23 protein-coding genes are annotated in these 24,734 nt (G+C 37.8%); 21 read left to right on the forward strand and 2 right to left on the reverse strand.

Annotation, left to right across the window (positions count from 1 at the left end):
* Positions 1-224 precede the first annotated feature (224 nt).
* The 15 genes from R2R35_RS17310 (at position 225) to thpR (ending at position 13,448) form a co-directional block, all read left to right on the forward strand.
* Positions 225-683, forward strand: coding sequence for a hypothetical protein (locus R2R35_RS17310; RefSeq protein ID WP_317731087.1), 459 nt, complete (start codon positions 225-227; stop codon positions 681-683).
* 127 nt (positions 684-810) lie between these two features.
* Positions 811-1,587, forward strand: coding sequence for a hypothetical protein (locus R2R35_RS17315; RefSeq protein ID WP_317731088.1), 777 nt, complete (start codon positions 811-813; stop codon positions 1,585-1,587).
* A gap of 16 nt (positions 1,588-1,603) precedes the next feature.
* Positions 1,604-3,235 (forward strand): Mbeg1-like protein, encoded by a 1,632-nt coding sequence (locus R2R35_RS17320; protein ID WP_317731089.1) that lies wholly within the window; start codon positions 1,604-1,606, stop codon positions 3,233-3,235.
* A 167-nt stretch (positions 3,236-3,402) separates the two neighbouring features.
* Positions 3,403-4,164: a hypothetical protein gene (locus R2R35_RS17325; RefSeq protein WP_317731090.1), complete on the forward strand. Its 762-nt coding sequence runs from the start codon at positions 3,403-3,405 to the stop codon at positions 4,162-4,164.
* 283 nt (positions 4,165-4,447) lie between these two features.
* The gene (locus tag R2R35_RS17330) at positions 4,448-4,591 is read left to right on the forward strand and encodes a hypothetical protein (protein WP_317731091.1); all 144 of its coding nucleotides are present in this window, start codon (positions 4,448-4,450) and stop codon (positions 4,589-4,591) included.
* A gap of 66 nt (positions 4,592-4,657) precedes the next feature.
* Positions 4,658-5,206 carry a hypothetical protein gene (locus tag R2R35_RS17335; RefSeq protein ID WP_317731092.1) on the forward strand — a complete coding sequence of 183 codons (549 nt, stop codon included), beginning with the start codon at positions 4,658-4,660 and terminating at the stop codon, positions 5,204-5,206.
* Positions 5,207-5,287: 81 nt separating this feature from the next.
* Entirely contained in the window at positions 5,288-6,073 is a 786-nt protein-coding gene (locus R2R35_RS17340) for a hypothetical protein (RefSeq protein WP_317731093.1), read from the forward strand.
* A gap of 16 nt (positions 6,074-6,089) precedes the next feature.
* Positions 6,090-7,724, forward strand: coding sequence for an Mbeg1-like protein (locus tag R2R35_RS17345; RefSeq protein WP_317731094.1), 1,635 nt, complete (start codon positions 6,090-6,092; stop codon positions 7,722-7,724).
* Positions 7,725-7,745: 21 nt separating this feature from the next.
* Positions 7,746-8,015 carry a hypothetical protein gene (locus R2R35_RS17350; protein ID WP_317731095.1) on the forward strand — a complete coding sequence of 90 codons (270 nt, stop codon included), beginning with the start codon at positions 7,746-7,748 and terminating at the stop codon, positions 8,013-8,015.
* 16 nt (positions 8,016-8,031) lie between these two features.
* Positions 8,032-8,310, forward strand: coding sequence for a hypothetical protein (locus tag R2R35_RS17355; RefSeq protein ID WP_033168222.1), 279 nt, complete (start codon positions 8,032-8,034; stop codon positions 8,308-8,310).
* A 468-nt stretch (positions 8,311-8,778) separates the two neighbouring features.
* Positions 8,779-9,267 carry a dihydrofolate reductase gene (locus R2R35_RS17360; protein WP_317731096.1) on the forward strand — a complete coding sequence of 163 codons (489 nt, stop codon included), beginning with the start codon at positions 8,779-8,781 and terminating at the stop codon, positions 9,265-9,267.
* A gap of 215 nt (positions 9,268-9,482) precedes the next feature.
* Positions 9,483-10,382, forward strand: a complete 900-nt coding sequence (locus tag R2R35_RS17365; protein ID WP_317731097.1) for a DegV family protein — start codon at positions 9,483-9,485, stop codon at positions 10,380-10,382.
* A 146-nt stretch (positions 10,383-10,528) separates the two neighbouring features.
* Positions 10,529-11,599 carry a branched-chain amino acid aminotransferase gene (locus R2R35_RS17370; RefSeq protein ID WP_033168220.1) on the forward strand — a complete coding sequence of 357 codons (1,071 nt, stop codon included), beginning with the start codon at positions 10,529-10,531 and terminating at the stop codon, positions 11,597-11,599.
* Between the two features lie 441 nt (positions 11,600-12,040).
* Positions 12,041-12,730 carry an MgtC/SapB family protein gene (locus R2R35_RS17375; RefSeq protein ID WP_317731098.1) on the forward strand — a complete coding sequence of 230 codons (690 nt, stop codon included), beginning with the start codon at positions 12,041-12,043 and terminating at the stop codon, positions 12,728-12,730.
* Positions 12,731-12,887: 157 nt separating this feature from the next.
* The gene (thpR, locus tag R2R35_RS17380; protein ID WP_317731099.1) at positions 12,888-13,448 is read left to right on the forward strand and encodes an RNA 2',3'-cyclic phosphodiesterase; all 561 of its coding nucleotides are present in this window, start codon (positions 12,888-12,890) and stop codon (positions 13,446-13,448) included.
* Between the two features lie 30 nt (positions 13,449-13,478).
* Here the strand turns inward: thpR and R2R35_RS17385 are convergent, their stop codons facing one another.
* On the reverse strand, positions 13,479-14,033 hold the full coding sequence (locus tag R2R35_RS17385; RefSeq protein ID WP_317731100.1) for a DUF3877 family protein: 555 nt from the start codon (positions 14,031-14,033) through the stop codon (positions 13,479-13,481).
* A 208-nt stretch (positions 14,034-14,241) separates the two neighbouring features.
* Here R2R35_RS17385 and R2R35_RS17390 point away from each other — a divergent pair, with 208 nt between their 5' ends.
* The 4 genes from R2R35_RS17390 (at position 14,242) to R2R35_RS17405 (ending at position 18,629) form a co-directional block, all read left to right on the forward strand.
* Positions 14,242-15,516, forward strand: coding sequence for a peptidoglycan-binding domain-containing protein (locus tag R2R35_RS17390; RefSeq protein ID WP_331670153.1), 1,275 nt, complete (start codon positions 14,242-14,244; stop codon positions 15,514-15,516).
* Positions 15,517-16,067: 551 nt separating this feature from the next.
* Entirely contained in the window at positions 16,068-17,051 is a 984-nt protein-coding gene (locus R2R35_RS17395) for an ABC transporter ATP-binding protein (protein ID WP_317731101.1), read from the forward strand.
* A complete protein-coding gene (locus R2R35_RS17400) occupies positions 17,048-17,845 on the forward strand; it encodes an ABC transporter permease (protein ID WP_317731102.1) in 798 nt (265 codons plus the stop codon). Before R2R35_RS17395 ends, R2R35_RS17400 begins: the two co-directional genes overlap by 4 nt.
* A 4-nt stretch (positions 17,846-17,849) precedes the next feature.
* Positions 17,850-18,629, forward strand: a complete 780-nt coding sequence (locus tag R2R35_RS17405) for an ABC transporter permease (protein ID WP_317731103.1) — start codon at positions 17,850-17,852, stop codon at positions 18,627-18,629.
* A gap of 803 nt (positions 18,630-19,432) precedes the next feature.
* Here R2R35_RS17405 and R2R35_RS17410 read toward each other — a convergent pair.
* Positions 19,433-19,885, reverse strand: coding sequence for a hypothetical protein (locus R2R35_RS17410; RefSeq protein WP_317731104.1), 453 nt, complete (start codon positions 19,883-19,885; stop codon positions 19,433-19,435).
* 322 nt (positions 19,886-20,207) lie between these two features.
* Between R2R35_RS17410 and R2R35_RS17415 the strand changes: the two genes are divergently transcribed.
* Positions 20,208-21,356: a carbamoyl phosphate synthase small subunit gene (locus tag R2R35_RS17415; protein ID WP_317731105.1), complete on the forward strand. Its 1,149-nt coding sequence runs from the start codon at positions 20,208-20,210 to the stop codon at positions 21,354-21,356.
* A complete protein-coding gene (gene carB, locus R2R35_RS17420; protein ID WP_317731106.1) occupies positions 21,344-24,544 on the forward strand; it encodes a carbamoyl-phosphate synthase large subunit in 3,201 nt (1,066 codons plus the stop codon). Before R2R35_RS17415 ends, carB begins: the two co-directional genes overlap by 13 nt.
* Positions 24,545-24,734 lie beyond the last annotated feature (190 nt).

The raw sequence follows: 24,734 nt of genomic DNA on the forward strand, positions 1-24,734 counted from the left end.
ACGAATTGATAAAATAAAATCGTACTGAATAAAATTGAATATCAAAAATATGGAAGAATTTTGACAGAAATATCCTGATACGTTATAATTATGTCATATTAGTATTAGAGAAGTAGCAGATAAAAGGTTTGTTTTAATTTGTTTGCTTTAAATATTTTTATAGTAAATATAATTTGCGATTTTATTTAATAATCATGCAGTAAAACAAATAAGGGAGGAATAATATGGCAGGTATATATTGGTATGAATGCAGAATCGAAGAGGCACAACGTAAGATAGCTTCTTTAAAAGCTGAATTGGATAATTTAAAATCAATGAAAAGAGAAGTATCAGATGGTGCGGATATAACACAGGGTCAAATTGAGAAGAAACGCAAGACGGCACAGGATTTATTGATGATGGAATCAAGATTGCCACTTGTTCGTAGCTTAAATGATAAAGTTCAAAAAAATGTTGATGATACTTTTCGGTATAATATGATGTCTAAATTTGATGATGCAGATGCAGAGGTTAACTCTGCGATACATAAGGTACAAGAAGAGATAGAGGAACAAAATGAGATTATCAGGCAATGCAGAATAGAAATAATTCGTATCCAGGAAGAAGAAAGAAGAGAGGCTGAAAGAAGAGAGGCAGCAAGAAGAGAATCAGAAAGAAGAGAATCAGAAAAAAACAAAATATAACAGGTTTTGTGTTTTATTTCTAAGTGGAATTATGAAACTTTCAGAAATAGGTAAAAAATAAACTAAGTACATAAAAGAGGTGTATACATCAATAAGAAAAATAATTGTAATTTAAAGGAGAGAATCTGTGACGAAATATATGAAAGTGGGGATTTTAATTATGGCGATTTCAATGTCAATGGCAGGATTAACAGGATGTAAAATGGCAAAAGATAAAATTGAAAACAAAATCGAGGATAATCTAAAGGCTGAAATAGGGGAAGAGTTTAATGTTTTTAGATTACAAGGTTCGAATTTTGATACGGAATATGAAGCAGAGGTATCTTTAGTTAGTAATCCTGATATTAGTTTTACGGTGTATACAGATAAATATGGCAAACCAGATGGTTCTTATAAAAGCAGTTATTATACAGCAAAGGTTTGGAATGACTTTGCGCAGGAGATAATAAAGGCGTTTGATGAAAATGAGATAGAGGTATCCTGCAAAGTAGAAGCTGGGCCGCCTGTTTCAGAAGAAAAGCCGATTATACCAGAAATCACGTCTCTTAATACAACAGTAAAAGAATATATGGAAATGATTCCAGATTGTACGTTTGGTATATATGTAATATTAAATGAAAGTGATGCAATGAATAAAGAGATTTTAAATAAGATTGTAAAGGTGCTAGAAAAAGAAAATGAAATATACCCGGGAATTCGCATAAATGGTATGTTCTATTTTTATGACGAAGAGTGGTATATAAAAACGAAAGATCTTTTTAAAAATACTGTACATCCTTCCAGTACAATATTAGAACAAAATAATTTGAAATATTCTTTAAGAAATGGAATTAAGGATAATAAGATAATCTTTTCTGTAGAAGAGATGTTGAAAACATTAGCAGAAAGTAATGTAGCTCAATAGTGATTAGGAGGTACTTATGGGGTATACAGATAAAGAACTAAGGGATGCAACACAGATCGCATATATGGACTTGAGTGCTGGGTATGATAATCTAATAATTAACGGGATAAAACCACCCTATACTATCAGGCAAATCATAAATAACACAGTGAATTTAAAGAAACGTACGGAACTAGAGAATAAAGTTATAGAAGGAAATATAACAATCGATTTGGATTCGTGGAAAATAAGGCAGATTCATGATACGAATACGAAAAATGGTTTTTACGGATGTATTATTGAAACTTCAGAGAAAGAAGCTATCGTAGCTTTTCGCGGAAGTGAATCAACAACCGAAGCTCAGTTCGAATATGATTGGATAAATGCCGATATCGGATTACTAAATAATAACCAGACTCCACAGCAGGCAGAGGTTGATGTGTTCCTATCAGCGATGAAAGACAACGGATATCTGGATAAGTATACATATGTGGCCTCCACAGGGCATTCTTTGGGAGGAAATCTCTCTGACTACTTTACGATTAAAGCCGCTAATGATTTTAGTGATAAAATGAAGCAAAGTGTTAATTTTGACGGACCTGGTTTTTCAAAAGAATTCCTGGAAGATAATAATAAAGAAATTAGCGTTATGTCAGAAATAATGAAGCATTATCAATGGAGTGCTGTAGGGAATCTGCTGTTTCCTGTTCCGGGTGTGGAATTTGTTACAACCGATATAAAAGATTATAGTGATACCTCAACTTATTTACAGAATGACTTTGATAAGGAATATTTGTATAACTTAATTTGCAGACATGATACACGAAGCTTAGAATATGACGAGCATGGAAATCTTGTAAATGGTAAAATGGATAACTTAGCCTGGTTTATGGGGAAGATCTCTAAGTTAATTGACAGAATGCCCTCTGCCATAGGGAACTCGATGAAAGATTCCCTTACCTATTTCCTGCTTCATGGAGAAGAAATCAAGAGTCTGTTCGTTGATGAGAAAGGTCTTACAACCTTAGGGAAAAGTCTGGTGGTTGCCGCTGCTGTTGCTGTGTTATCAAATCCCATTGGTACCATTGCAATTGCAGCTAAAGTGATCGTCACTGCAGCGACTGTCGTATTAGCAGCTGTTGGTTTGGAGTGCTTAATCGAATTCATTGAAAGTACTGTGGAGAAGATAGGCGAATGGGTAGCAAATGAAGTAAAAATGGCTGCAAAAAAGTTTGAAGAATTTAAGGACTTTTTAAAAAAAGAAGTTTCCAAAATCAAAGACCTTGCCAAATATGCCATAACATTACTGACAAATAAGGTGGCTAGAGATAAATTGGTAAATGAGGTTGCAGGTAAGATTAGAGATTATAGTGCCGGAATATTAGAGGAGTTAAAGAAAGCCTATTCCCTCATCATATCGGAAGAATTTTTCGATATGAGGATATGGGATAAGAAATATTTACAGGAAAAGTGGTATGGCAGATTGCTTCTTTCACCCATTCAGGCTGTTGCTTTTCGTTTAGCCGGTTCTGTCCTGGAAGCTGGAATTGGCTTTATCAATAAAGTGACGGGAGTATTTGAAGAGGTGCAGGAATTGGATGACAGCTTTGCTAAATTTCTGAATACAAAAGCAGATGAATTGAACGCTGTCGCGGAGTTATTGGAGTAGCTGATTGGAGGGAGAAAAAAATAGAGGAATTAAGGATACTGTTAGTGATATGATTTGACGGAGTTGAAAAATAGAATCCCCAAACATCAAATAAATCATTCGCAATCTGCTGTTTCCGGTTCCGATGGATATACATGAATAAAACTGTAATTCGAAAGGAGAGAATTGTGATAATTATAAAAAAATATAAGAAAGTGGGAATTTTAATTATGGCAATTACAATATCAATGGCGGGATTAACAGGTTGTAAAATGGCAAAAGATAAAATTGAAAATAAAATAGAGGATAATCTCAAAGCTGAAATAGGAGAAGAGTTTAAAGTTTTTTGGCTGCAAGGCTCGAACTTTGATACGGAATATGAAGCCGAGGTATCCTTGGCTAGTAATCCTGATATTAGTTTTACTGTTTATACTGATAAGTATGGCAATCCAGATGGTTCTTATAAAAGTAGTTATTATACAGCAAAGCTTTGGAATGACTTTGCGCAAGAGATAATTAAGGCATTTGATGCTAATGGAATAGAGGCAATTTGTAAAGCAGCAGGGAATACTACAACTGAAGTTACTTCTCTGGATATGACAGTAAAAGAGTACATAGAGACGAATCCAAACTTCCATTTTAGCATAGATGTAATTTTGAATGAAAGTGATGCCATGAAGAAGGAAACGTTAAATAAGATAGTAAAAGTATTAGAACATGAGAATGAAGTATATCCAGGCATAAATATTTATGGTATTTTTTACTTTTTTGATGAAGAGGGATATTCCAAGAGTAAAGCTTATTATGAAAAGACAGTTGTGCTTTCCGATACGATATTAAAAGATTATGGTTTAAAGTATTCATGCCTGAATGGAATAAAAGATAATAAGGTAAATGAAACCGTAGATGAGATGTTGCAATCTTTAGAAGATAATAACGTAGTTCAATAGTGAATAAGGTGATACTAGGAAAAGTGTATGGCAGATTCTTCTTTCACCTATTCAGGCTGTTGCTTTTCGTTTAGCCGGTTCTGTCCTGGAAGCTGGTATTGGCTTTATCAATAAAGTGACGGGAGTATTTGAAAAGGTGCAGGAATTGGATGACAGTTTTGCTAAATTTCTGAATACAAAAGCAGATGAATTGAACGCTATGGCGGAGTTATTGGACTAGCTGAGTGTATGGAGAAACGATGGATTTACACAATAAATTCTGCAATTCGGAAGGAGAAAAATTGTGATAAATGTAAAAAAATATATGAAAGTGGGAATTTTAATTATGGCGATTTCAATGTCAATGGTGGGATTAACAGGTTGTAAAATGGCAAAAGATAATATTAGTAATAAAATAGATGATAATTTAAAAACTGAATTAGGTTAAGAGTTTAATGTCTTTAGTCTGCAGGGCTCAAACTTTGATACGGAATATCAAGCATATGTGTCGCCAGTGAGTAATCCGGAAATTCGTTTTTCAGTGAATGAGGATAAAAATGGAAAACTAAAAGATTTTCAAAAGAGTAGTTATTATTCTGCAAAGGTTTGGAATGACTTGGCACAGGAAATAATAAAGGGATTTGAAGAATATGAGATTGAAGCGTTCTGTAAAGCATCAGCAGGGAAAGTTACAACAAAAGCTGCCTCGCTAGATACGACAGTAAATGATTATATAGAGATGAATCCAGACTGCCAATTTGGCTTAGATGTTATTCTGAATGAAAATGATGCAAAAAATAAAGAGATATTGAGTAAGATTGTAAGTGTATTGGAAAAACAAAATGAAATATATCCTGGAATCTGTATTTACGGTAAATTTTATTTTTATGAGGAAGAGTGGTATTTAAAAACCAAAGAATTTATGAAAAGTACAGTACACCCTTCCAGTACAGTCTTGGAACAGAATAACCTAAAATATTCGTTACTGAATGGAATAAAGGATAATAAAGTAAATGAATCGGTAGAAGATATGATGAAAAATTTAGAAGAAAATAACGCATGAATAAAACTGTAGTACAAAAGGTTTGGATTGGACAATCAAAAAAATATATATCTATAAAAACTAATTCGAAAGGAGAGAATTGTGATAAATGTAAAAAAATATATGAAAGTGGGGATTTTAATTATGGCAATATCAATGTCAATGGCTGGATTAACAGGATGTAAAATGGCAAAAGATAAAATTGAAAATAAAATAGAGGATAATCTACAAGCTGAAATAGGAGAAGAGTTTAAAGTTTTTTGGCTACAAGGCTCGAACTTTGATACGGAATATAAAGCATATGTATCACCAGTGATTAATCAGGAAATCCGTTTTACAGTATTTGCAGATAAAGATGGAAAATTAGATGGTTCTTATAAAAATAGTTATTATACAGCAAAAGTCTGGAATGACTTTGCACAAGAGATAATTGAAGAGTTTGACGTAAATGGGCTGGAGGCATTCTGTAAAGCAGAAGCAGGGCCGGCTACAGAAGAAGAAATGTCGATTGTGCCAGAAGTAACTTCACTTGATACAACAGTAAAAGAGTATTTAGAGTTGATTCCAAACTGCGAGTTTGGCTTATATGTGATTTTGAATGAAAGTGATGCAATGAATAAAGAAACATTAAATAAGATTGTAAAGGTATTAGCAAAGATGGATGAAATATATCCTGGAATTAGTATTTATGCTAAGTTTTATTTTTATGATGAAGAAGGGTATAAAAAAACCAAAGATTATTTTAAAAGTACAGTATATCCTTCCAGTACGATATTGAAAGAGAATAATTTGAAATATTCATTAAATAATGGAATAAAGGATGGTGTGGTAAATTATTCAGTCCAAGAGATGTTGGAAACATTGGGAGAAAGTAATGTAACTCAATAGCGTATAGGAGGTACAGATGGGATATACGGACAAAGAACTAAGAGATGCAACACAGATAGCATATATGGATTTGAGTCATGGATATAATTATCTGGTAGAAATAAAAAATGAAAAACCGCCATTTTCCATTAGGCAGATAATAAATAGTACAAAAGAAGAAATGATACAAAAAAATCTGGAAGATAAAATAAAAAAAGGCGATATATCAATTGATTTGGATTCCTGGAAAATTACTGAGATTCATGATAAGAATGATGAGAATGGATTTTATGGATGTATTATCGAAACCTCTAATAATGAAGCAATCGTAGCTTTTCGTGGAAGTGAAGAACCAAGTATAAATAATCAGTTGCAGTTTGATTGGATTGATGCTGATATCGGATTGCTGAACAGTACAGAGACTTTGCAGCAGACAGAAGTCAATCTATTCCTATCAGACATTAAAAACAAAGGATTATTGGATAAGTATACGTATGTGGCCTCCACAGGACATTCTTTGGGAGGAAATCTCTCTGATTACTTTACTATTCAAGCTGCTAATGAACTTAGTGATAAAATGAAGCAAAGTGTTAATTTTGATGGACCTGGTTTTTCAAAAGAATTCTTGGAAAGTAACAAAATAAACATTGAATCTGTATCTGGAATTATGAAGCATTATCAATGGAGTGCTGTAGGGAATCTGCTGTTTCCGGTTCCGGGTGTGGAATTTGTTACATCCGATATAAAAAATTATAGTGAAACCTCAAAATATCTTCAAGATGAACGTAAGGAATATTCATACTATTTAATCGCCAGACATGATACACGAAGCCTGAAATATGACGAGCATGGAAATCTTGTAAATGGTAAAATGGATAACTTAGCTTGGTTTATGGGAAAAATCTCTAAGTTAATTGACAGAATGCCCTCTGCCATAGGTAACTCGATGAAAAAAGACCTTAAATATTTCTTACTACTTGGAGAAGAGATCAAGAGCTTGCTCGTTGTTGATAAAAAGCTTACAACATTAGGTAAAGAAATGGTAGCAGCCGCTGCTATAGCTGTGCTGTCAAATCCAATCGGTACCCTAAAAATTGCGGCTAAAGTGATTGTTACTGCAGTAGCTGTTGTATTAGCGTCTGTTGGATTAGAGTGTTTAATCGAATATATTGAAAGTATTGCCGAAAAGGTAGGTGAATTAGTAGCAGAAGCAAAAAAAATGGTTGCAAAAAAGTTTGAAGAATTTAAGGAAGCATTAAAAAAAGAAGTTTCCAAAGTCAAAGATTTGGCCAAATATGCAATAACATTAATAACAAACAAGGCTGCTAGAGATAAATTGGTAGACGAGGCTGCAGGTAAGATTAGAGATTATAGTGCCGGAATATTAGAGGAGTTAAAGAAAGCCTATTCCCTCATCATATCGGAAGAATTTTTCGATATGAGGATATGGAATAAGAAATACTTACAGGAAAAGTGGTATGGCAGATTACTTCTTTCACCCATTCAGGCTGTTGCTTTTCGTTTAGCTGGTTCTGTCCTGGATGCTGGAATTGGCTTTATCAATAAAGTGATGAGAATATTTGAAGAGGTGCAGGAATTGGATGACAATTTTGCTAAATTTCTGAATACAAAAGCAGATGAATTGAACGCTGTGGCGGAGTTATTGGACTAACTGATTGGAGGGAGAGAAACAATGGAAGAATTAATAGTAAATTATTCGAATATAAAGGATGCTGTTAGTGATCTGACGGAGCTGAAAAATAGAATCCAAAAATATTCCAATAAATCATATGCAATGCATCAGAGTTCGGGTTCGGCAGCAGAGGCTATGCTGACCACCGGCAAGTCTTTTACGAAGGTAGCAAAAAAACTGGAAGAATACATAGAGGACCTGATCAAGGATTTAAATTATGCCTCAAGTACCTTTGAAACGGCAGATAATAAGCTGGCAAATGAAATGTAATAGAAGGAGATAATTTATGGCAAGTAATGTTGTAATTGTTGACAGTGAGTTTATAACAATGGCGCGTGAGCTTTCAGAAGGTACAGATGAAATAGAGGAAATTATAAAAAAATATAAAGCGATCATAGAGAATCTAACCCAGAAGGGTATTGTTGATATTGCGATCAATAATGTAATGGCTGAAAAGGTTGAGAAGGCAAATGATGTAATAAAACAACTTACGCCGATTATCAATGAAATCTACACAAAGACCATAAATTTTATTGATGACGTTGCAGAGAAAGATGATTTATAATAAAAGTGAATTGCACGGGATTAAACGCTGCGACCCAGTATTCAGGGTGGTGGCGTTTTTTAAGATGATTAATGATTAGGACTCTTTAATACTTTAATAAGGAAATGGACTGTTATCTGGTTTATTTCATAGGTTTATTCTGATTTATCTGTAGGTTTATTCTCTCTTGAAAAAGAATATAAGAAGTAACATACGCCCCCTTATAGGATAATGTATTATATATTTTGTTTCTTTTCAGATGTTCTGTTATAATTAATATAAAGCTATCCCTGTAGCTTTTGGCCAGATGGGCCAGAGCCGCCAGTGCACCAGTGCCACCAGCGCCATCAGCGGAGGGAATTTAGATGGGTTTGAGTAATTGAAATACATAATTCACACCCGATTTATGGCAGTGCCGTATCTGCTGGCAGATGTGGTATACAAGGAGAGCTTGTGTGAAATAAAGAGTTTAGAAAGGTAGATTATTATATGAATTTAATCGTTGCAGTAGACAAAAACTGGGCTATTGGTTACCAGAATCAGCTTTTGATCAGTATCCCCGAAGATATGAGATTTTTCAGGGATGAGACTTCCGGAAAGGCTGTTATCATGGGCAGAAATACCATGGAGACTTTTCCCGCAGGTAAGCCTTTAAAGAACAGGCTTAACGTTGTCATCACTTCGAAGGATATAGAAATCAAAGACGCAGTTGTTGTACACAGTATTGAAGAAGCCCTTGAAGCAGTAAAAGATTATAAATCAGAAGATGTATATGTTATTGGGGGAGGAACTATTTACAAACAGATGCTTCATCTGTGTGATGTCGCCCATGTAACAAAGATAGATTACGCTTATCATGCCGATACTTATTTTCCGAATTTGGATGAAATGCCGGAATGGCAAGTGGAAGCAGAGTCAGAGGAACGAACGTATTATGATATTGAATATGCTTTTTATAAATATGTGAAGAAACAGTAATATTGTAATCGCTTATTTCCTCATGATATCCTGTGAAAGCAGTCGTCATAGCCATTGCAAAGCCATATAGCCATGTTGCAGCCATAAGCTATGTTGCAGCCATAAGCTATGTTGCAAAGCCATATAGCCATGTTGCAAAGCCGTAATAGTATGCTATAATTATATATAGTGTTATTAAAGACCACATATAATATCCAGAAAGAAGTATGATAGTCATGATTAAATTAATTATTGACAGTACCTGTGATCTGCCTGAGACATATATTGAAGAGAATGATATTAAAGTTTTGCCCCTTAAAATACTGCTGGAAGACAGAGAGTATCTGGATGGTGAAACGATTGATGTTGACGGAGTATATGCAGCAATGAAGAACGGGACAGTCCCTGTGACTTCACAGCCTGCACCAGACACCATATACAATACCTTCAGCCAGTACGCGAAAAAGGGTTTTGATTTTATTTATCTTGCATTTTCTGCTGCTATGTCCGGAACCTGTCAACTGGCAGCGTCCATACTTTCAGAAATGAAAGAGAAACATCCACAGACACATATGGAGGTTGTGGATTCCAAAGGCGGTTCCTTAGCCACAGGGTTAATCCTGATGGAAACCTGTGAGTATATTAAAACCAATCATTGTAAATTTGAAGAAGCACTGGCTTATATGAAAGAACTGATAAAATCTGTGGAGCATATCTTTACCATAGCAGATTTAAACTGGCTTATAAAAGGCGGACGGATAAGCAAAGCGCAGGGAATATTAGGGAATATTCTGGACCTTCATCCCATACTTGATGTAGAGGACGGCCGGATGGAGGTCGTGGAAAAAATAAGAGGTAGAAAGAAAACCTATACAGAAGTTGTAAATCTGGTTGCGGAACGAGCAGGAGAGCTTAAGGATAAGGTTATTGGAATCAGCCATGCAGATGACGAAGAAGCAGCGCTGGAACTTAAGAAGATGATACAGGAAAGACTCGGGGGTACTCATTTCATTATCCAGAAAATTGGCGGAGTACTGGGCAGTCATTTAGGGCTTGGAGGCGTAGGGATATTCTTTTTTAACAAAAATGTAGCAGAAATCAGCAAAATGGCACTATACAACTGCAATGACCGATAAGAATAGTATGTTGCTCCATACAGCCGGGGTTGTTTTCCTTTGCATGGGATAAAATAGAAAGAATTATGAAAAAAGACTTGAAAAACCTAAGCTGAAAGGCTAATATAAAACCTATACAAAAAATGAGAAGGAAAGAGGAACGTATCATGTTAAATATCAGAATAGAAAAAACCACAACTCCCAAAGAACTGCCAGGTAATGATAATCCGCTAAAATTTGGTACTATATTTACGGATCATATGTTTGTGATGGATTACGAAACCGGCAAAGGCTGGCATGATGCGAGAATTGAACCTTATCAACCAATTAGTCTTGAACCTTCAGCCATGGTATTTCATTATGGGCAGGAGATGTTTGAAGGGTTAAAGGCATATAAAACGGAGGATGGAAGAATCCTTTTGTTCCGTCCGGAGAAGAACATCGAAAGAGCAAATAACACAAACGTAAGAATCTGTATACCGGAGATACCAGAGGAAGACTTTTTGCAGGCAATCAAAGAAGTAGTTAAGCTTGATGAGAGCTGGATTCCTACAAAACCTGGAACTTCCCTGTATATCAGACCATTTATAATAGCTACCGATCCATTTTTAGGAGTAAGACCATCTGATACTTACAAATTCCTTATAATACTGTCACCGGTAGGAGCATATTATCCGGAAGGTTTAAATCCGGTAAAGATATGGATCGAAGATGAATATGTAAGGGCAGTAAAGGGTGGAATCGGAGAAGCCAAAACCGGAGCCAATTATGTTGCTTCCTTAAGATCACAGGTAAAGGCCCATGAAGAAGGTTATTCACAGGTACTCTGGCTGGATGGTGTAGAGAGAAAATACATTGAAGAAGTAGGAGCTATGAATATCTTCTTTAAAATAGGCGGAAAGATTGTTACCCCTGCGTTAAACGGCAGCATACTTCCCGGTGTTACCAGGGCATCCGTAATTCAACTTTGCAAAGAGTGGGGACTTACCGTAGAAGAAAGAAAAATTGATATTAATGAGATTAAAGAGGCGTATGATAACGGAACACTGGAGGAAGTATTTGGCAGTGGTACCGCAGCAGTAATCTCACCTGTAGGACAGTTAAGATGGGAAGATAAGATCATGCAGGTAAAAGATGGCGGTATTGGTGAGTACAGCCAGAAAATCTATGATACGATTACCGGAATACAGCTTGGAAAATTAGAAGATACCTTTAACTGGACAGTCCAGGTTAAATAATATACGAGAACAGCTGCAAACGGCTGCCCAGAAAGCTATTGCTACACCGGCTTCCTTTGGGCAGCTATTTCATATAATACCGCAGCAAAATTTAATTTTGATGTCAGAAAAGCGGAATACTGTCAGAAAATAGGTAATGTCAGGAAAGCGGTAATGTCAGAAAAGCGGTATACTGTCAGGAATGGCCAAAACACGATGCACTATGGATGATTACACCATATTGCAGTATTCTGTATTGGAAATTCCGGTAGGTAGTACTGTTATACATCCCAAGTATTTGCTGATAAAGCGGCGGTTTCGTTTGGTGCAAACAATGTAAAACAAATCCAGGGAAGAGTGACAGAAAATTTATTATGAAAGGTTGCCACATTATGGATCTTTCACTCTTATTAAATTGTGGCGGTATCACTGGTATGCCAGAGATATACAAGAGGTGTAAATATGAAAGAAATTCTTGCTTCATTACAGGAAATAAATACACTTTCCATTATAGCCAGGCTGACGCTGGCAATTCTCTTTGGCGGTTTAATCGGATATGAGAGAGGCAGAAAGCGAAGACCTGCCGGGCTTAGAACACATATCTTGGTCTGCATCGGTGCAGCCCTTGTAATGATTACAAGTCAGTATATGATGGAAATACGGAACTACACAACGGATCCCACCAGGCTTGGTGCACAGGTAATCAGCGGTATCGGTTTTTTAGGTGCGGGAACTATATTAATAACGGGAAAACAGCAGGTCAAAGGACTGACCACAGCCGCAGGGCTTTGGGCATCTGCCTGTATGGGGCTGGCAATCGGTATCGGTTTCTATGAAGGTGCGATTATTGCATGTGCGTTTATCTATATATGCAACACTGTTTTACATCGTTTTGACGTTTATACCATGTCCAGGACCAAGCTGGTTGAGGTCTATGTGCAGGTTACCACTGTAAATGCCATAAGCCGTGTATTTGAAGTAATTCGAACCAACAATATGACAATCTCTGATGTAGAAATCAGTAAAACAAGAAATTCAGAAGATACCGTAGGTTTGTTTATCACAATCAAGCAGCAGGAAAAGCATGACCATGAAAAAATTCTGTTGTTACTCAGCGGACTGGAAGATGTTTTAACAGTAGATGAGATATAATATATTATCATACATTTGTGTTTGGGATTTACTGAATCAGGTTTATCAATACCAGAGGCGACGGAACAGGAGAAACGGTTATAAAGCAAAAGACTGTTTACCAAACTACAAAAATTTAATAACATCAGGAACATCCGATACACAGGAAAGGAGTAAGATGGACAAATTCTATCGACTTTTTGCAGCAATAGATTTTTCAGAGGATCAAAAAGAAAGACTGTACGAGTATGGCAGATTGATAAAGAAGAATTCAGAAAAAGGGAGTTTTACCCGCAAAGAAAATTTCCATTTGACCTTAGCCTTTATCGGTGAAACAAGGAAACTTGAACTGGTGGAGGAGGCTGTAGAGGAGGGCGTGAAATTAAGCAGAGTGGGACCTTTTGTGGTGGAGACGGAAGGGCTTGGAAGGTTTAAGACAGGAACAGGGGACACCTTATGGGTTGGTATTCAGGAGTCCCAGGAATTGATAAGCCTCTATGAGAAAATTACCTGGTGTCTTAAGAAACGGGAATTTCCTGTGGAAGAACAGAGATTTAAGGCTCATTTAACACTTGGGAGAGGAATTCGCCTGAACAAAGATATAAACTTCGCAGAGCTGGCTCAAAAAGCGCCGAAGCAGATTGTTCCGGTAGATACCATCCATCTCATGAACTCCCATAGAGTAGAGGGTAAACTTACCTATACCAGCCTCTTTGAATCCAGCCTCAATAAGTTCTAGTACTACCTTGCGCAGCGTAAGCTTCCTACCCTAGTCAAACAGTTTCCGGTAGCTGAATTCCAGCAAACGGTGATAATGGCTGTGTCCCTGCCCGATATGAAAACAATAGAAAAACGGATCAAAGTTCTGATCGGAGAAAGAAAAAACGTATTCAAATTCAGGGTTATCTACTTCTTTGCAGGAATAAGGCTGACCGGAAGCTTTAAAAACCTCCTGAACCTGTTCCAAATCGAATTTATGGGTGTTCACCAGAGCAATCAGACTCCTTAAGAAATCCGTGGAGGAAGTATCTTTGCTTATTTGTTCTACGCCCTCACCGGAAGCGATAAAGCGAAAGCGGGAGCCTTCCTTTCGAATTGTTATGGGAATTAATCTGGCGCTGGAAAAATCGTTAAAATCCTTTATGTTCTCTAACATGCTTTCTGCATTGGTACAGTCTGTACCTAACAGATAATTTAACAGGTCAAGTTCATAATAGATACCAAAACTTTCCCCTTTTACAATACCAAGTTTTAAGATTCCTTCATATATGGTTGATTTAATATTTCTTAGTAGATTCTCAAATCCGTTAATATTAGCTGTCATAAGCACCTCTTATTTATAAAATCCAGAATTCTTAGGTTATTCTATAATATTACCCGGTATATGTCAAATTTAATACAACGGACAGAAACCTCAAGCTATCAAGCTGGATAAAAGTTAACGAAGATAGATAAAAATTCTCTATATCAATCATTATCGTGCTGATGACAGCATATATTGAAGTAATCCTATAGAAAAATAAGTGTGGACAATGAGTTATTATGATTATAAACAGCAAAGGATATATCCCGCACAAATGGGAACGGAGAGCTTTGGAAAGTTTCAGGTAAATGTAACGACAGAGCAGGGATTCCGGCCGGTACCCAATGCAAAGGTCAGAATTAGTTATACCGGAGAACCGGATTCTACTGTTGAGGAACTGACAACGGATGATTTGGGAAGAACACCTCTGATAGATCTTCAGGCGCCGCCCATAGACTATAGCCTGGACCCTGCACAAGAAGCCCAGCCTTACTCTTTATATAATGTGAATGTAACGGCGGAAGGTTTTGACAGCATTGATGTAAATGGAGCAGAGATATTGCCGGATGTTACGGCAATCCAGCCTATTACCGTAAGACCGCTGCAGGGAACACAACGTTATGTTATACCACCTCATACCCTGTTTGGCGATTATCCGCCTAAAATTGCGGAAGCAGAGATAAAGCCAACCAGTGAAAGCGGAGAAATCGTACTTCCAGGGGTAGTAGTACCTGAATTTGTCATTGTTCATGATGGTCCACCCTCAGATAGCAGTGCCTCCAATTATTATGAGCGATACAGTGATTATATTAAAAATGTCGCCTCCAGTGAAATATATGCAACCTGGCCGGCTTCTACTATTACCGCAAATATTCTCGCAATTATGTCCTTTACTCTTAACAGAGTGTATACAGAATGGTATCGAAACAGAGGTTATACCTTTACCATAACTTCCTCCACAGCCTTTGATCATAAATGGATGAGAGGCAGAAATATATATGATACCATATCACAGGCAGTGGATCAGGTATTTAATAATTATCTGTCTCGCCCTAATGTAAAGCAGCCTATTCTAACCCAATACTGCGATGGCAGAAACGTGACTTGCCCAGGATGGATGACACAGTGGGGATCTAAAGCCTTAGGTGATCAGGGAATGACAGCCATACAGATACTGCGTAATTTCTATGGTTCCAGCATCTATATAAATTCTGCCAACCAGGTATCCGGTGTACCTTCCTCCTGGCCGGGAGCCAATCTTACAGTCGGCTCAAGAGGAGACAGCGTTCGCCAGATGCAGGAGCAGTTAAATGCCATATCACAGGTCTATACGGCAGTACCCACAGTAGCTGTAGACGGAGTATTTGGGGCCCAGACAGAAGAAGCAGTAAAAGCTTTTCAACAGACCTTTGGCCTTCCTGCAAACGGAATTGTAGATTTGCCAACCTGGTACAGAATATCGGGTATTTATGTGGCAGTAACAAGAATAGCAGAATTAAATTAGTTTCGAAAAAGCCTGACACTACCTGTCTGGAAAGAGTGGAAAGGATAACAGCAAGTCGTTATCCAATACTTTCCCGCAGATATTGTCCGGCTTATTTAAATTCAATTCATAGAGTTACTCAATTCAAGTATTTCGTTAAATAGAATTATAAAGTAACTAAAATTAATATGATTTGTACAAACAATATTTGAAAAGTTGAGAAATATGATATTTTTAATAACGCGCTTATTTTGAGAGACTGGAATTCATATGAGATTGAATAATAATTTGTAATAAAAAAATTCCGTAATAAAAAAATTCGTAATAAAAATATCAACGCGTAATAAAATTAACAATTCGTAATGAAAGTAGCAATTCCCAATTCCTACCTTTAGATTCAGAAGAAATAACTCCAGAATAAAATTTTTATCCTGAATTAAGAAATAGCACACCTTTCCATGAGGTGTTTAATGTGTTAAACTTTTAATGTCTGATGTTATTTGCTAACACAAGCTAATACGGATATAGGAAAGGGACTATATCGTATTTTTATACAAAGGAGACAAGCCTATATGATAGAAATAAGCAACATAAGCAAGACATACCGTACAAATGTGAAAGACCCCGGGCTAAAAGGAGCTTTCAAGAATCTGTTTCACTCAGAATGGGTTGAAAAAGCAGCAGTTGATAGCGTTTCCTTTCATGTTGCAGAAGGACAGGCCCTGGCTTGCATCGGAGAAAATGGTGCTGGAAAGTCTACACTTATTAAGATGATGATTGGCATACTTACGCCTACAGCCGGTGAGATCAAAGTGTATGGGAAGGACCCAAGACGCAGCGGCCAGGAGTACCTTAGAAACATAGGAGTCGTATTTGGACAGAAGTCAAATCTATGGATAGATATACCTGTAATTGAGAGCTATAATGCCATACAGACATTATACAAACTGGATAAAAAGGAGTTCCGAAAGAACTTTGAGATGGTAGTGGAGCTGCTGGATTTAGCGCCTATACTGTCATCACCGGCAAGGAAGCTGTCTCTTGGTCAGCGAATGAAATCAGATATTGGTATGGTATTTTTACATAATCCAAAGATACTGTATCTGGATGAGCCAACCATAGGCTTGGATATTAATGTGAAGCATACAATACGTACCTTCCTGCGGCAGATGAATAAAGAAAAAGGAATCAGTATCTTTCTCACAAGCCATGATTTGGATGATATTGATGAAATCTGTGAGGATGCAATTGTACTTTCAAAAGGGAAAATATTCTACGACGGCACACTAGACAATCTAAAGCACAGCTATGTAAAAGAAAAGGTGGTAAAGGTAGCCGGCAATCAAAAAAATGAAATAAAGCTGCTATTACCGGAAGCCAGATTCGAAGCAGAAGGCAGAACAATGAAAATCATGTATCACACGGAACAATATACTTCAGAACAGGTGCTAAGTGCAATATCCAAAGCCTTTGAGATCGAAGATATTACCATACAGGAACCGGATATAGACGAAGTGGTTTCCCGGATCTTTTCGAAGGAGGCCAATGTAGGGTGAAAGCATTTCTAAAACTGACAGGAATATCAATGCAGAGTCATTTATATTATAAAACCAGCTTTATTATGAATCTATTTACACCGATAGTTCTGCTGGCCGGTCAATATCTGCTGTGGCAGGCCTTATATAGCCAGCAAACAGGTACGGTGATAGGTGGAATAAAAAAAGAAGAGATGTTTGCTTATATCTTAATCGCATTTGCTCTGAATAACCTCCTTAGCTGGTCATCAGAGAATACCCTGGCAAGGGAAATCAGGAGTGGAACCATAGTTGCACGTTGTATCCGTCCGGTATCCTTTTTGTCTCAATATGTATCTGAAATGACAGGAGTACTTTTACTGCAAAGTGCCGTAAACCTGATAATTGTTGTTTCAGGTTTCTTTATCTTTGGAAAATATATGATAATACCAACACAAAATACAGTATTGCTATTTATACCATGCTTTCTATTATCCATACTGCTTCGTATACTGCTGGTGGATGTGTTCAGCCTTTTGTGCTTTTTCAGTACAGGCTATTTAGGGATTACCTGGACAAGGATCGCACTCTTTGAGTTCTTCTCAGGAGCCGTACTGCCCCTTGCCATGTTCCCGGAATGGCTTAGAAATATCAGTTATATGACGCCGTTTCCGTATATGGTGCAGATGCCGATAGCGTTATTGCTGGGGCAGGAACTGCCGGTAAGCCTATCAATCATGTTCCTGATTCAAATTGTATGGATAATGTTCTTTGTTCTTCTGCACAATATGATATATGGACTTGTACGAAAGAACTTAAATGTAGCAGGAGGTTGAGAAGATGCTGAGAATATTTTTAAAACTCAAAGAGCAGTATATCAAAACGGAAATGGAATATACCTTTAATTTCTGGATGATGCTGCTTTCAGGAATACTGACACGTATATTAATTATGGCAATCCCCTTTGTAATCTATAAAAATATCCCAAGTATCGCAGGCTGGCAGGAACATGAAATCTATCTGATCATGTCCTTTCTATTTATAGCAGAAGGGCTTAACAGCATACTATTTGAAGGAATCTGGCAAATGCCGGGAATGGTATTCAACGGACAATTCGATTCAATCTTAACCCGCCCTGTATCACCACTCTATCAAGTACTGTCCTATGGAATGGGCTTACAGGGAATAGGCGTGTTCCTATTTGGCATTGTCAGCCTGAATATCTCCCTTCATGCACTGGGAAAATACGACCTCGTCTCAATACTGTTATGCTTCTTTCTCATAGTCTGCGGTACGGTCATCCTGATGTCAGTTTACCTCCTTAGTAATAGTCTAATATTCTGGTATGACTCAGGCGGAAGAACCAGCATACCTTTTACCATAAACAGCATAGGGCAATACGCAAGATACCCCATAAATATATACCCTAAAGGAGTGCAGCTTATCCTGTTATTCATTATCCCTTACGGCTTTATCGGGCTGATACCGGCATACATAGTGCGAGGAGAACATGTCATAAGTTATACGTTGCTACTGATTGGTATGTGTATAGTTTTCTTCCTGGCTGCTCGGTTTGTATTCTATCGGGGAATTAGAAAATACGAAAGTATGGGGATGTAAGGGGGAATACAGCAAAAAATTTAAAAAGGATGGTTTTCACAAGGGGACGGCGATTTGCACAAAGGAGTAAGCTCCAGGCTTCGACTCCAATGTATAAGAAGTCCTAATTCTCTGAGGCTTCTGTGCTTGACATATCCGCAAACAGATAACTCGCTACGCTCAAACAATCTGTTTGTGGATATAGCACAGAAGCTTCAGAGAAAAGGACTTCTAATACATTTCCGTAGGCGCCTGGAGCTTTCTCCTTTGTACAAATCGCCTGCTCGTTGAAGGAGACTATGGATTTAAGAGAATGAATCAAATTGAATAATTGACAGTACCCTTTCGCTTATAACCTGAGGGAGGATTTTATGCTGAAGTGGTCGGACAGTATTTATATCTTAACGTAACATCAACTAACATAAATAACTAGTATAAATGCAAGTACTAATTTCTCAGTTATGCTGAGGAGAATAGAATAGTCGGAGCTGCCAATACCATAAGGTATTTATTCCGAAATATAGAAAGTGTTGTCTGGGAAAGTCAGGGATAATGTAAGAATTATAAGTGTAGTAAATTATGCAAGTACAAAATGTGTATATTATAGCAGGAGTAGTATGCATAGACCATGTGAATATTAGTGTAGCATAGCGGACCAGTAAAAGTGCTTGCGATACCGCCCTTTTGGGCGAGCAGTAATATAGCCCTTATGAGAGCTGATTTCTAAGTCACCAAGCACCAGTTTAACTAAGTTGAACTGGTGCTTGGTGACTTAGAAATCAGCTTCACCTGTATCATAAATTTAACATCTGCGTTCTTTCATGTCATAACCTGGCTGGTTCTTTACAGATGGTTTTCATATCCAATAAATTAAATGGTCTTCTCAGTTCTTTATAATCGATAGCTTTAAAAAATATCTTAATTTCAGATTTGTAAAATCTCGTTCCTCCTTCCTCAAAATAACGGCCGTTATTTAACCTGTGCAAAAAATAGTAAATCTGCTCTGTGAAAAAAAACAGATGATTGGCGGGACTGTTTACGAGTTTTGCATTGAGAGGTTCCTTATGACACTTAAGTTCCGGTAACTGTGAATAGGTCAGATAGTGCCACTGTCTGAGCTCAACAAAGTAGTAATGCCACAGCCTGTCAGCGAGTTTGGCACTATTTGACCTGCCATGAACAGTTACCGGAGCTTTAGGGGAATAAGGGTTCTCGAACAGCAAGACGAATAAACAGTCCCTCCAATCATCGTCCGCCCCCACAACCCAAATTCTCACTCTAAAATCTTTACAAATCTTAAAAACTATCCTCTTGATTATTTTCAATTCCTCATGTATAATTATATAAAATAATGAATAAAAATAAATAACATCTCCTTATAAATCTTTCTTAAAAAACTAATAAAAAAAATTCTTGTTTTTCTAAAAGGGATGTGATAGAATACTAACAATTTGGGTATCAGTGAGCTTAATGGGGAGAGTAGTAGGTAAAAATAATGTATTCTACTCTTTTTTTTCGGGCAAAATCAGGTATAAAGGCAACAATGGCAGCCCAAGGGAACTGTTAAGTGTACGACATTGAAAGGAACAGGTGGAAGTTATGAAAGCTTTCTTAATACTGGAGGACGGCAATATATTTGCAGGAACAAGTATTGGCTCGACAAGGGATGTAATCAGTGAAATTGTATTTAATACATCTATGACTGGTTATTTGGAAATTCTCACAGATCCCTCCTATGCAGGACAGGCAGTCGTTATGACATACCCGCTGATAGGAAATTACGGAATCTGTTATGAGGATATGGAATCGAAAAAGCCCTGGGTAGATGGCTACATTGTAAGGGAAATCGCCAGGACACCCAGTAACTTCCGCAGTGAGGATACAATCGAATATTTCTTAAAGAAGAATGATATACCGGGAATAGCAGGAATAGATACCAGAGCCCTGACAAAGATCCTAAGGGAAAAGGGAACGATGAACGGTATGATTACTTGCAGAGAAGATGTGAAGGTAGAAGAAGTAATCAAGGAATTAAAAGCCCATAAAGTAACAGGTGTCGTAAATAAAGTAACCTGTGCCGAAAAAACCAGCTATAAGGCAGAAGAGTTCAAGCCCACGAAAGCTGATCTGGCAAGAAGCGGATTAAAGGTTAATCCATACAAGACAGGACATTTTAAAGTGGCTTTACTGGATTACGGTTCAAAGGATAATATAAAGGATTGCCTCTTAAAAAGAGGATGCGACGTAACCATCTATCCTGCGCTGACAACAGCAGAGGAAATCTTAGCAGATAAGCCTGATGGCATCATGCTCTCAAACGGACCGGGAGACCCCAAAGAATGTGTGGAAATAATTGAAGAAATCAAAAAGATGTATAACAGTGAGGTTCCCATCTTTGCAATCTGTCTTGGACATCAGCTGATGGCTCTGGCCTGCGGCGGGGATACCAAGAAAATGAAATACGGACACAGAGGTGCCAATCACCCTGTGAAGGATCTTAAGACTGGAAGAGTGTATATATCTTCCCAGAATCACGGATATGTGGTAGAAGACGGTACCTTAAAAACAGAGGTAGCCGAGAAGTATTTTGTAAATGCCAACGACGGAACCATTGAAGGTTATCATTATCTTGGCAAGAACATATTTACCGTACAGTTTCATCCCGAGGCCTGTGCAGGTCCTCAGGATTCCGAGTTCCTTTTTGACGAGTTTATTAACATGATGGAGGTGCAGGTATGCCAAAAATAATGGATATAAAGAAAGTTCTGGTTATCGGTTCCGGACCTATTGTCATCGGTCAGGCAGCTGAGTTTGACTATGCCGGCACACAGGCCTGCCGTTCCTTAAAAGAAGAAGGCATTGAAGTAGTACTGGTAAATTCCAATCCTGCGACCATTATGACAGATAAGGATATTGCAGATAAAGTATATATTGAACCTCTGACACCGGATATGGTTAAGAAGATTCTCTTGTTAGAGCAGCCAGACAGTGTGCTTCCCACTTTAGGCGGGCAGGCAGCATTAAATATTGCAATGGAATTAGAGGAGTCCGGCTTCTTAAAAGACAATGGGATCCGTCTTATCGGAACCACTTCTGAGACCATCAAGAAAGCAGAAGATCGTCTGGAATTTAAAACTACCATGGAAAAGATCGGTGAACCTTGCGCTCCCAGTACCGTTGTAACAGACGTAGAGGCTGCTTTGGTTTTTGCTGAAACCATTGGATATCCGGTAGTTGTAAGACCGGCTTACACCCTTGGTGGCAGCGGCGGCGGTATCGCAGCAGACCCTGAAGCATTAAAAGAAATCTGTTCGAATGGTTTAAGATTAAGCCGTGTTGGACAGTGCCTGATCGAAAGAAGTATTGCTGGCTGGAAAGAAATAGAATATGAAGTAATGAGAGATAAGCAAGGTAACTGTATTACCGTCTGCAACATGGAGAATCTCGATCCTGTTGGTGTTCACACCGGAGACAGTATTGTAGTAGCTCCATCCCAGACCTTATCCGATAAAGAATATCAGATGTTAAGAACCTCTGCTCTTAATATTATCACAGAATTAAAAATCACAGGAGGCTGTAACGTTCAATATGCCCTCCATCCCGATACGTTTGAGTATTGTGTAATCGAAGTTAATCCAAGGGTAAGCCGTTCTTCCGCATTAGCCTCCAAGGCTACGGGATACCCTATTGCCAAGGTAGCCGCTAAAATTGCCTTAGGCTATAATCTGGATGAAATCCCTAATGCTATTACCGGTAAGACTTTTGCCAGCTTTGAGCCCGCACTTGATTATGTGGTCGTAAAAATTCCCAAGTGGCCTTTTGATAAATTCATTATGGCAAAGAGAACCCTTACTACCCAGATGAAAGCTACCGGAGAGGTTATGAGTATCTGCACCAATTTTGAAGGTGCGCTGATGAAAGCCTTACGCTCCCTGGAACTGAATATCTACAGCTTAAATCACGGCAATTACGGACAATATTCCAAAGAAGAAATTATAGAATTCCTGCACCGCATTGATGACCGTCGTCTGTTTGTAGTAGCAGAGGCCATCAGAAGAGGAATCTCTTATGATGAAATCTTTGCAATAACCAGAATTGACAAATGGTTCTTAGATAAAATAGCTATCCTTGTTGAGATGGAAGAGGAGCTTAAGACCAAACCTTTGACAGCCGAACTATTAACAGAAGCCAAGAGACTGGAATACCCGGACCGTGTAATTGCAGATTTAACTGGAAAAAGCCTGGAGGAAATCAAGAAACTTCGTAAGGAAGAATATAAGATACTCCCTGCCTATAAAATGGTTGATACCTGTGCAGCAGAATTTGAAGCCAGTACTCCTTACTATTATTCCTGCTATGCCAGCACAAATGAAGTGGAAGAAACCAGAGACAGAAAGAAAGTAATGGTATTAGGTTCCGGACCTATCCGTATCGGACAGGGAATCGAATTTGATTACTGCTCCGTACACAGTGTATGGGCATTGTCCAAAGCTGGTTATGAAACAATAATTGTAAATAACAACCCGGAGACTGTAAGTACAGACTTTGATATTGCCGATAAGCTTTACTTTGAACCTCTTACACCGGAAGATGTGGAGAGTATAGTAGACTTAGAGAAACCTGACGGTGCAGTAGTTCAGTTTGGCGGACAGACAGCAATCAAACTGACAGAAGCACTCCTTAAAATGGGAGTACCAATCCTTGGAACCAGTGCAGAAGATGTTGATGCAGCAGAAGACAGGGAATTATTTGATGCCATCTTAGAAGAATGCTCCATACCAAGGCCTGCCGGAAAGACAGTATTTACCACAGATGAAGCAATTAAAGTAGCCAATGAATTAGCATATCCGGTATTAGTAAGACCATCCTATGTACTGGGCGGACAGGGAATGCAGATAGCAATATGCGATGAGGATATCAGGGAGTTTATGGATATTATCAACCTGAATGTACAGGAACACCCTATTCTGGTAGATAAATACCTTATGGGAAAAGAAGTGGAAGTTGATGCGGTCTGTGACGGAGAAGAAATCCTGATACCCGGTATCATGGAGCATGTAGAGCGTGCAGGAATCCATTCCGGAGACAGTATATCAGTATATCCGGCCCAGAATGTAACCGAAAAGATACAAGAGGTAATTGTAGAATATACCAGAAGACTTGCAAAATCACTTCATGTAATCGGACTTATAAATATACAGTTCATTGTATATAAGGAAGAGGTATATGTAATAGAAGTAAATCCCCGTTCCAGCCGTACCGTACCTTACATCAGCAAGGTAACAGGAATACCAATTGTAGAACTGGCTTCCCAGGTAATCTTAGGAAATAAATTAAAGGATCTTGGCTTTGGAACAGGTCTTGCACCAAATGCCGGATATATTGCGATAAAGATGCCGGTATTCTCCTTTGAAAAACTTTACGGAGCAGATATCAGCTTAGGGCCAGAAATGAAATCCACCGGTGAGTGCCTCGGTATTGCAAAGACCTTTAACGAAGCGCTGTATAAGGCATTTCTTGGAGCAGGAATCAATCTGCCAAAGCATAAGAAAATGATTATGACTGTAAAAGATGCAGATAAGCCAGAGGCTGTCTTAGTAGCCGGAAGATTCAAGCAGCTTGGATATGAGATCTATGCCACCAGAAGTACAGCGAAATACTTAAATGACAATGGAGTTAAAGCAATCCCAGTTAACAAACTGGATAAGGAAGCACCCACAATCATTGACCTGATAATGGGACACGAAATTGATCTGGTAATCGACACGCCAACCCAGGGAAGAGATAAATCAAGAGATGGTTTCTTAATTCGCAGAACCTCCATAGAAAATGGCGTAACCTGCCTCACTTCATTGGACACAGCAGGAGCACTTGTAACCAGCCTTGAAAATGCAGATTTGGATAATATAACACTGATAGACATTGCAAAGCTGTAGTAAAGATATGGATTGTAATTATTCATAAAAATATAAAATATGGACATGTGTCTACGTTATTGACATATGTCCATTTAGATATAACTTATAATTATTTTTATTTTCAATGACAAAGGATAAATAATTACTATAACTCTATGTTGATTAAATCAGCATTATCTATAGGTGGATAGCTTCCATAATATTTCTT

It is taken from the genome of Anaerocolumna sp. AGMB13020, assembly GCF_033100115.1.
GTDB lineage: Bacteria > Bacillota > Clostridia > Lachnospirales > Lachnospiraceae > Anaerocolumna.

Coding starts and splice junctions, on each gene's coding strand:
- R2R35_RS17310 (WP_317731087.1), top strand. CDS start 225: ATGGCAGGTATATATTGGTATGAATGCAGAATCGAAGAGGCACAACGT.
- R2R35_RS17320 (WP_317731089.1), top strand. CDS start 1,604: ATGGGGTATACAGATAAAGAACTAAGGGATGCAACACAGATCGCATAT.
- R2R35_RS17345 (WP_317731094.1), top strand. CDS start 6,090: ATGGGATATACGGACAAAGAACTAAGAGATGCAACACAGATAGCATAT.
- R2R35_RS17350 (WP_317731095.1), top strand. CDS start 7,746: ATGGAAGAATTAATAGTAAATTATTCGAATATAAAGGATGCTGTTAGT.
- R2R35_RS17355 (WP_033168222.1), top strand. CDS start 8,032: ATGGCAAGTAATGTTGTAATTGTTGACAGTGAGTTTATAACAATGGCG.
- R2R35_RS17360 (WP_317731096.1), top strand. CDS start 8,779: ATGAATTTAATCGTTGCAGTAGACAAAAACTGGGCTATTGGTTACCAG.
- R2R35_RS17365 (WP_317731097.1), top strand. CDS start 9,483: ATGATTAAATTAATTATTGACAGTACCTGTGATCTGCCTGAGACATAT.
- R2R35_RS17370 (WP_033168220.1), top strand. CDS start 10,529: ATGTTAAATATCAGAATAGAAAAAACCACAACTCCCAAAGAACTGCCA.
- R2R35_RS17375 (WP_317731098.1), top strand. CDS start 12,041: ATGAAAGAAATTCTTGCTTCATTACAGGAAATAAATACACTTTCCATT.
- thpR (WP_317731099.1), top strand. CDS start 12,888: ATGGACAAATTCTATCGACTTTTTGCAGCAATAGATTTTTCAGAGGAT.
- R2R35_RS17385 (WP_317731100.1), bottom strand. CDS start 14,033: ATGACAGCTAATATTAACGGATTTGAGAATCTACTAAGAAATATTAAA.
- R2R35_RS17390 (WP_331670153.1), top strand. CDS start 14,242: ATGAGTTATTATGATTATAAACAGCAAAGGATATATCCCGCACAAATG.
- R2R35_RS17395 (WP_317731101.1), top strand. CDS start 16,068: ATGATAGAAATAAGCAACATAAGCAAGACATACCGTACAAATGTGAAA.
- R2R35_RS17405 (WP_317731103.1), top strand. CDS start 17,850: ATGCTGAGAATATTTTTAAAACTCAAAGAGCAGTATATCAAAACGGAA.
- R2R35_RS17415 (WP_317731105.1), top strand. CDS start 20,208: ATGAAAGCTTTCTTAATACTGGAGGACGGCAATATATTTGCAGGAACA.
- carB (WP_317731106.1), top strand. CDS start 21,344: ATGCCAAAAATAATGGATATAAAGAAAGTTCTGGTTATCGGTTCCGGA.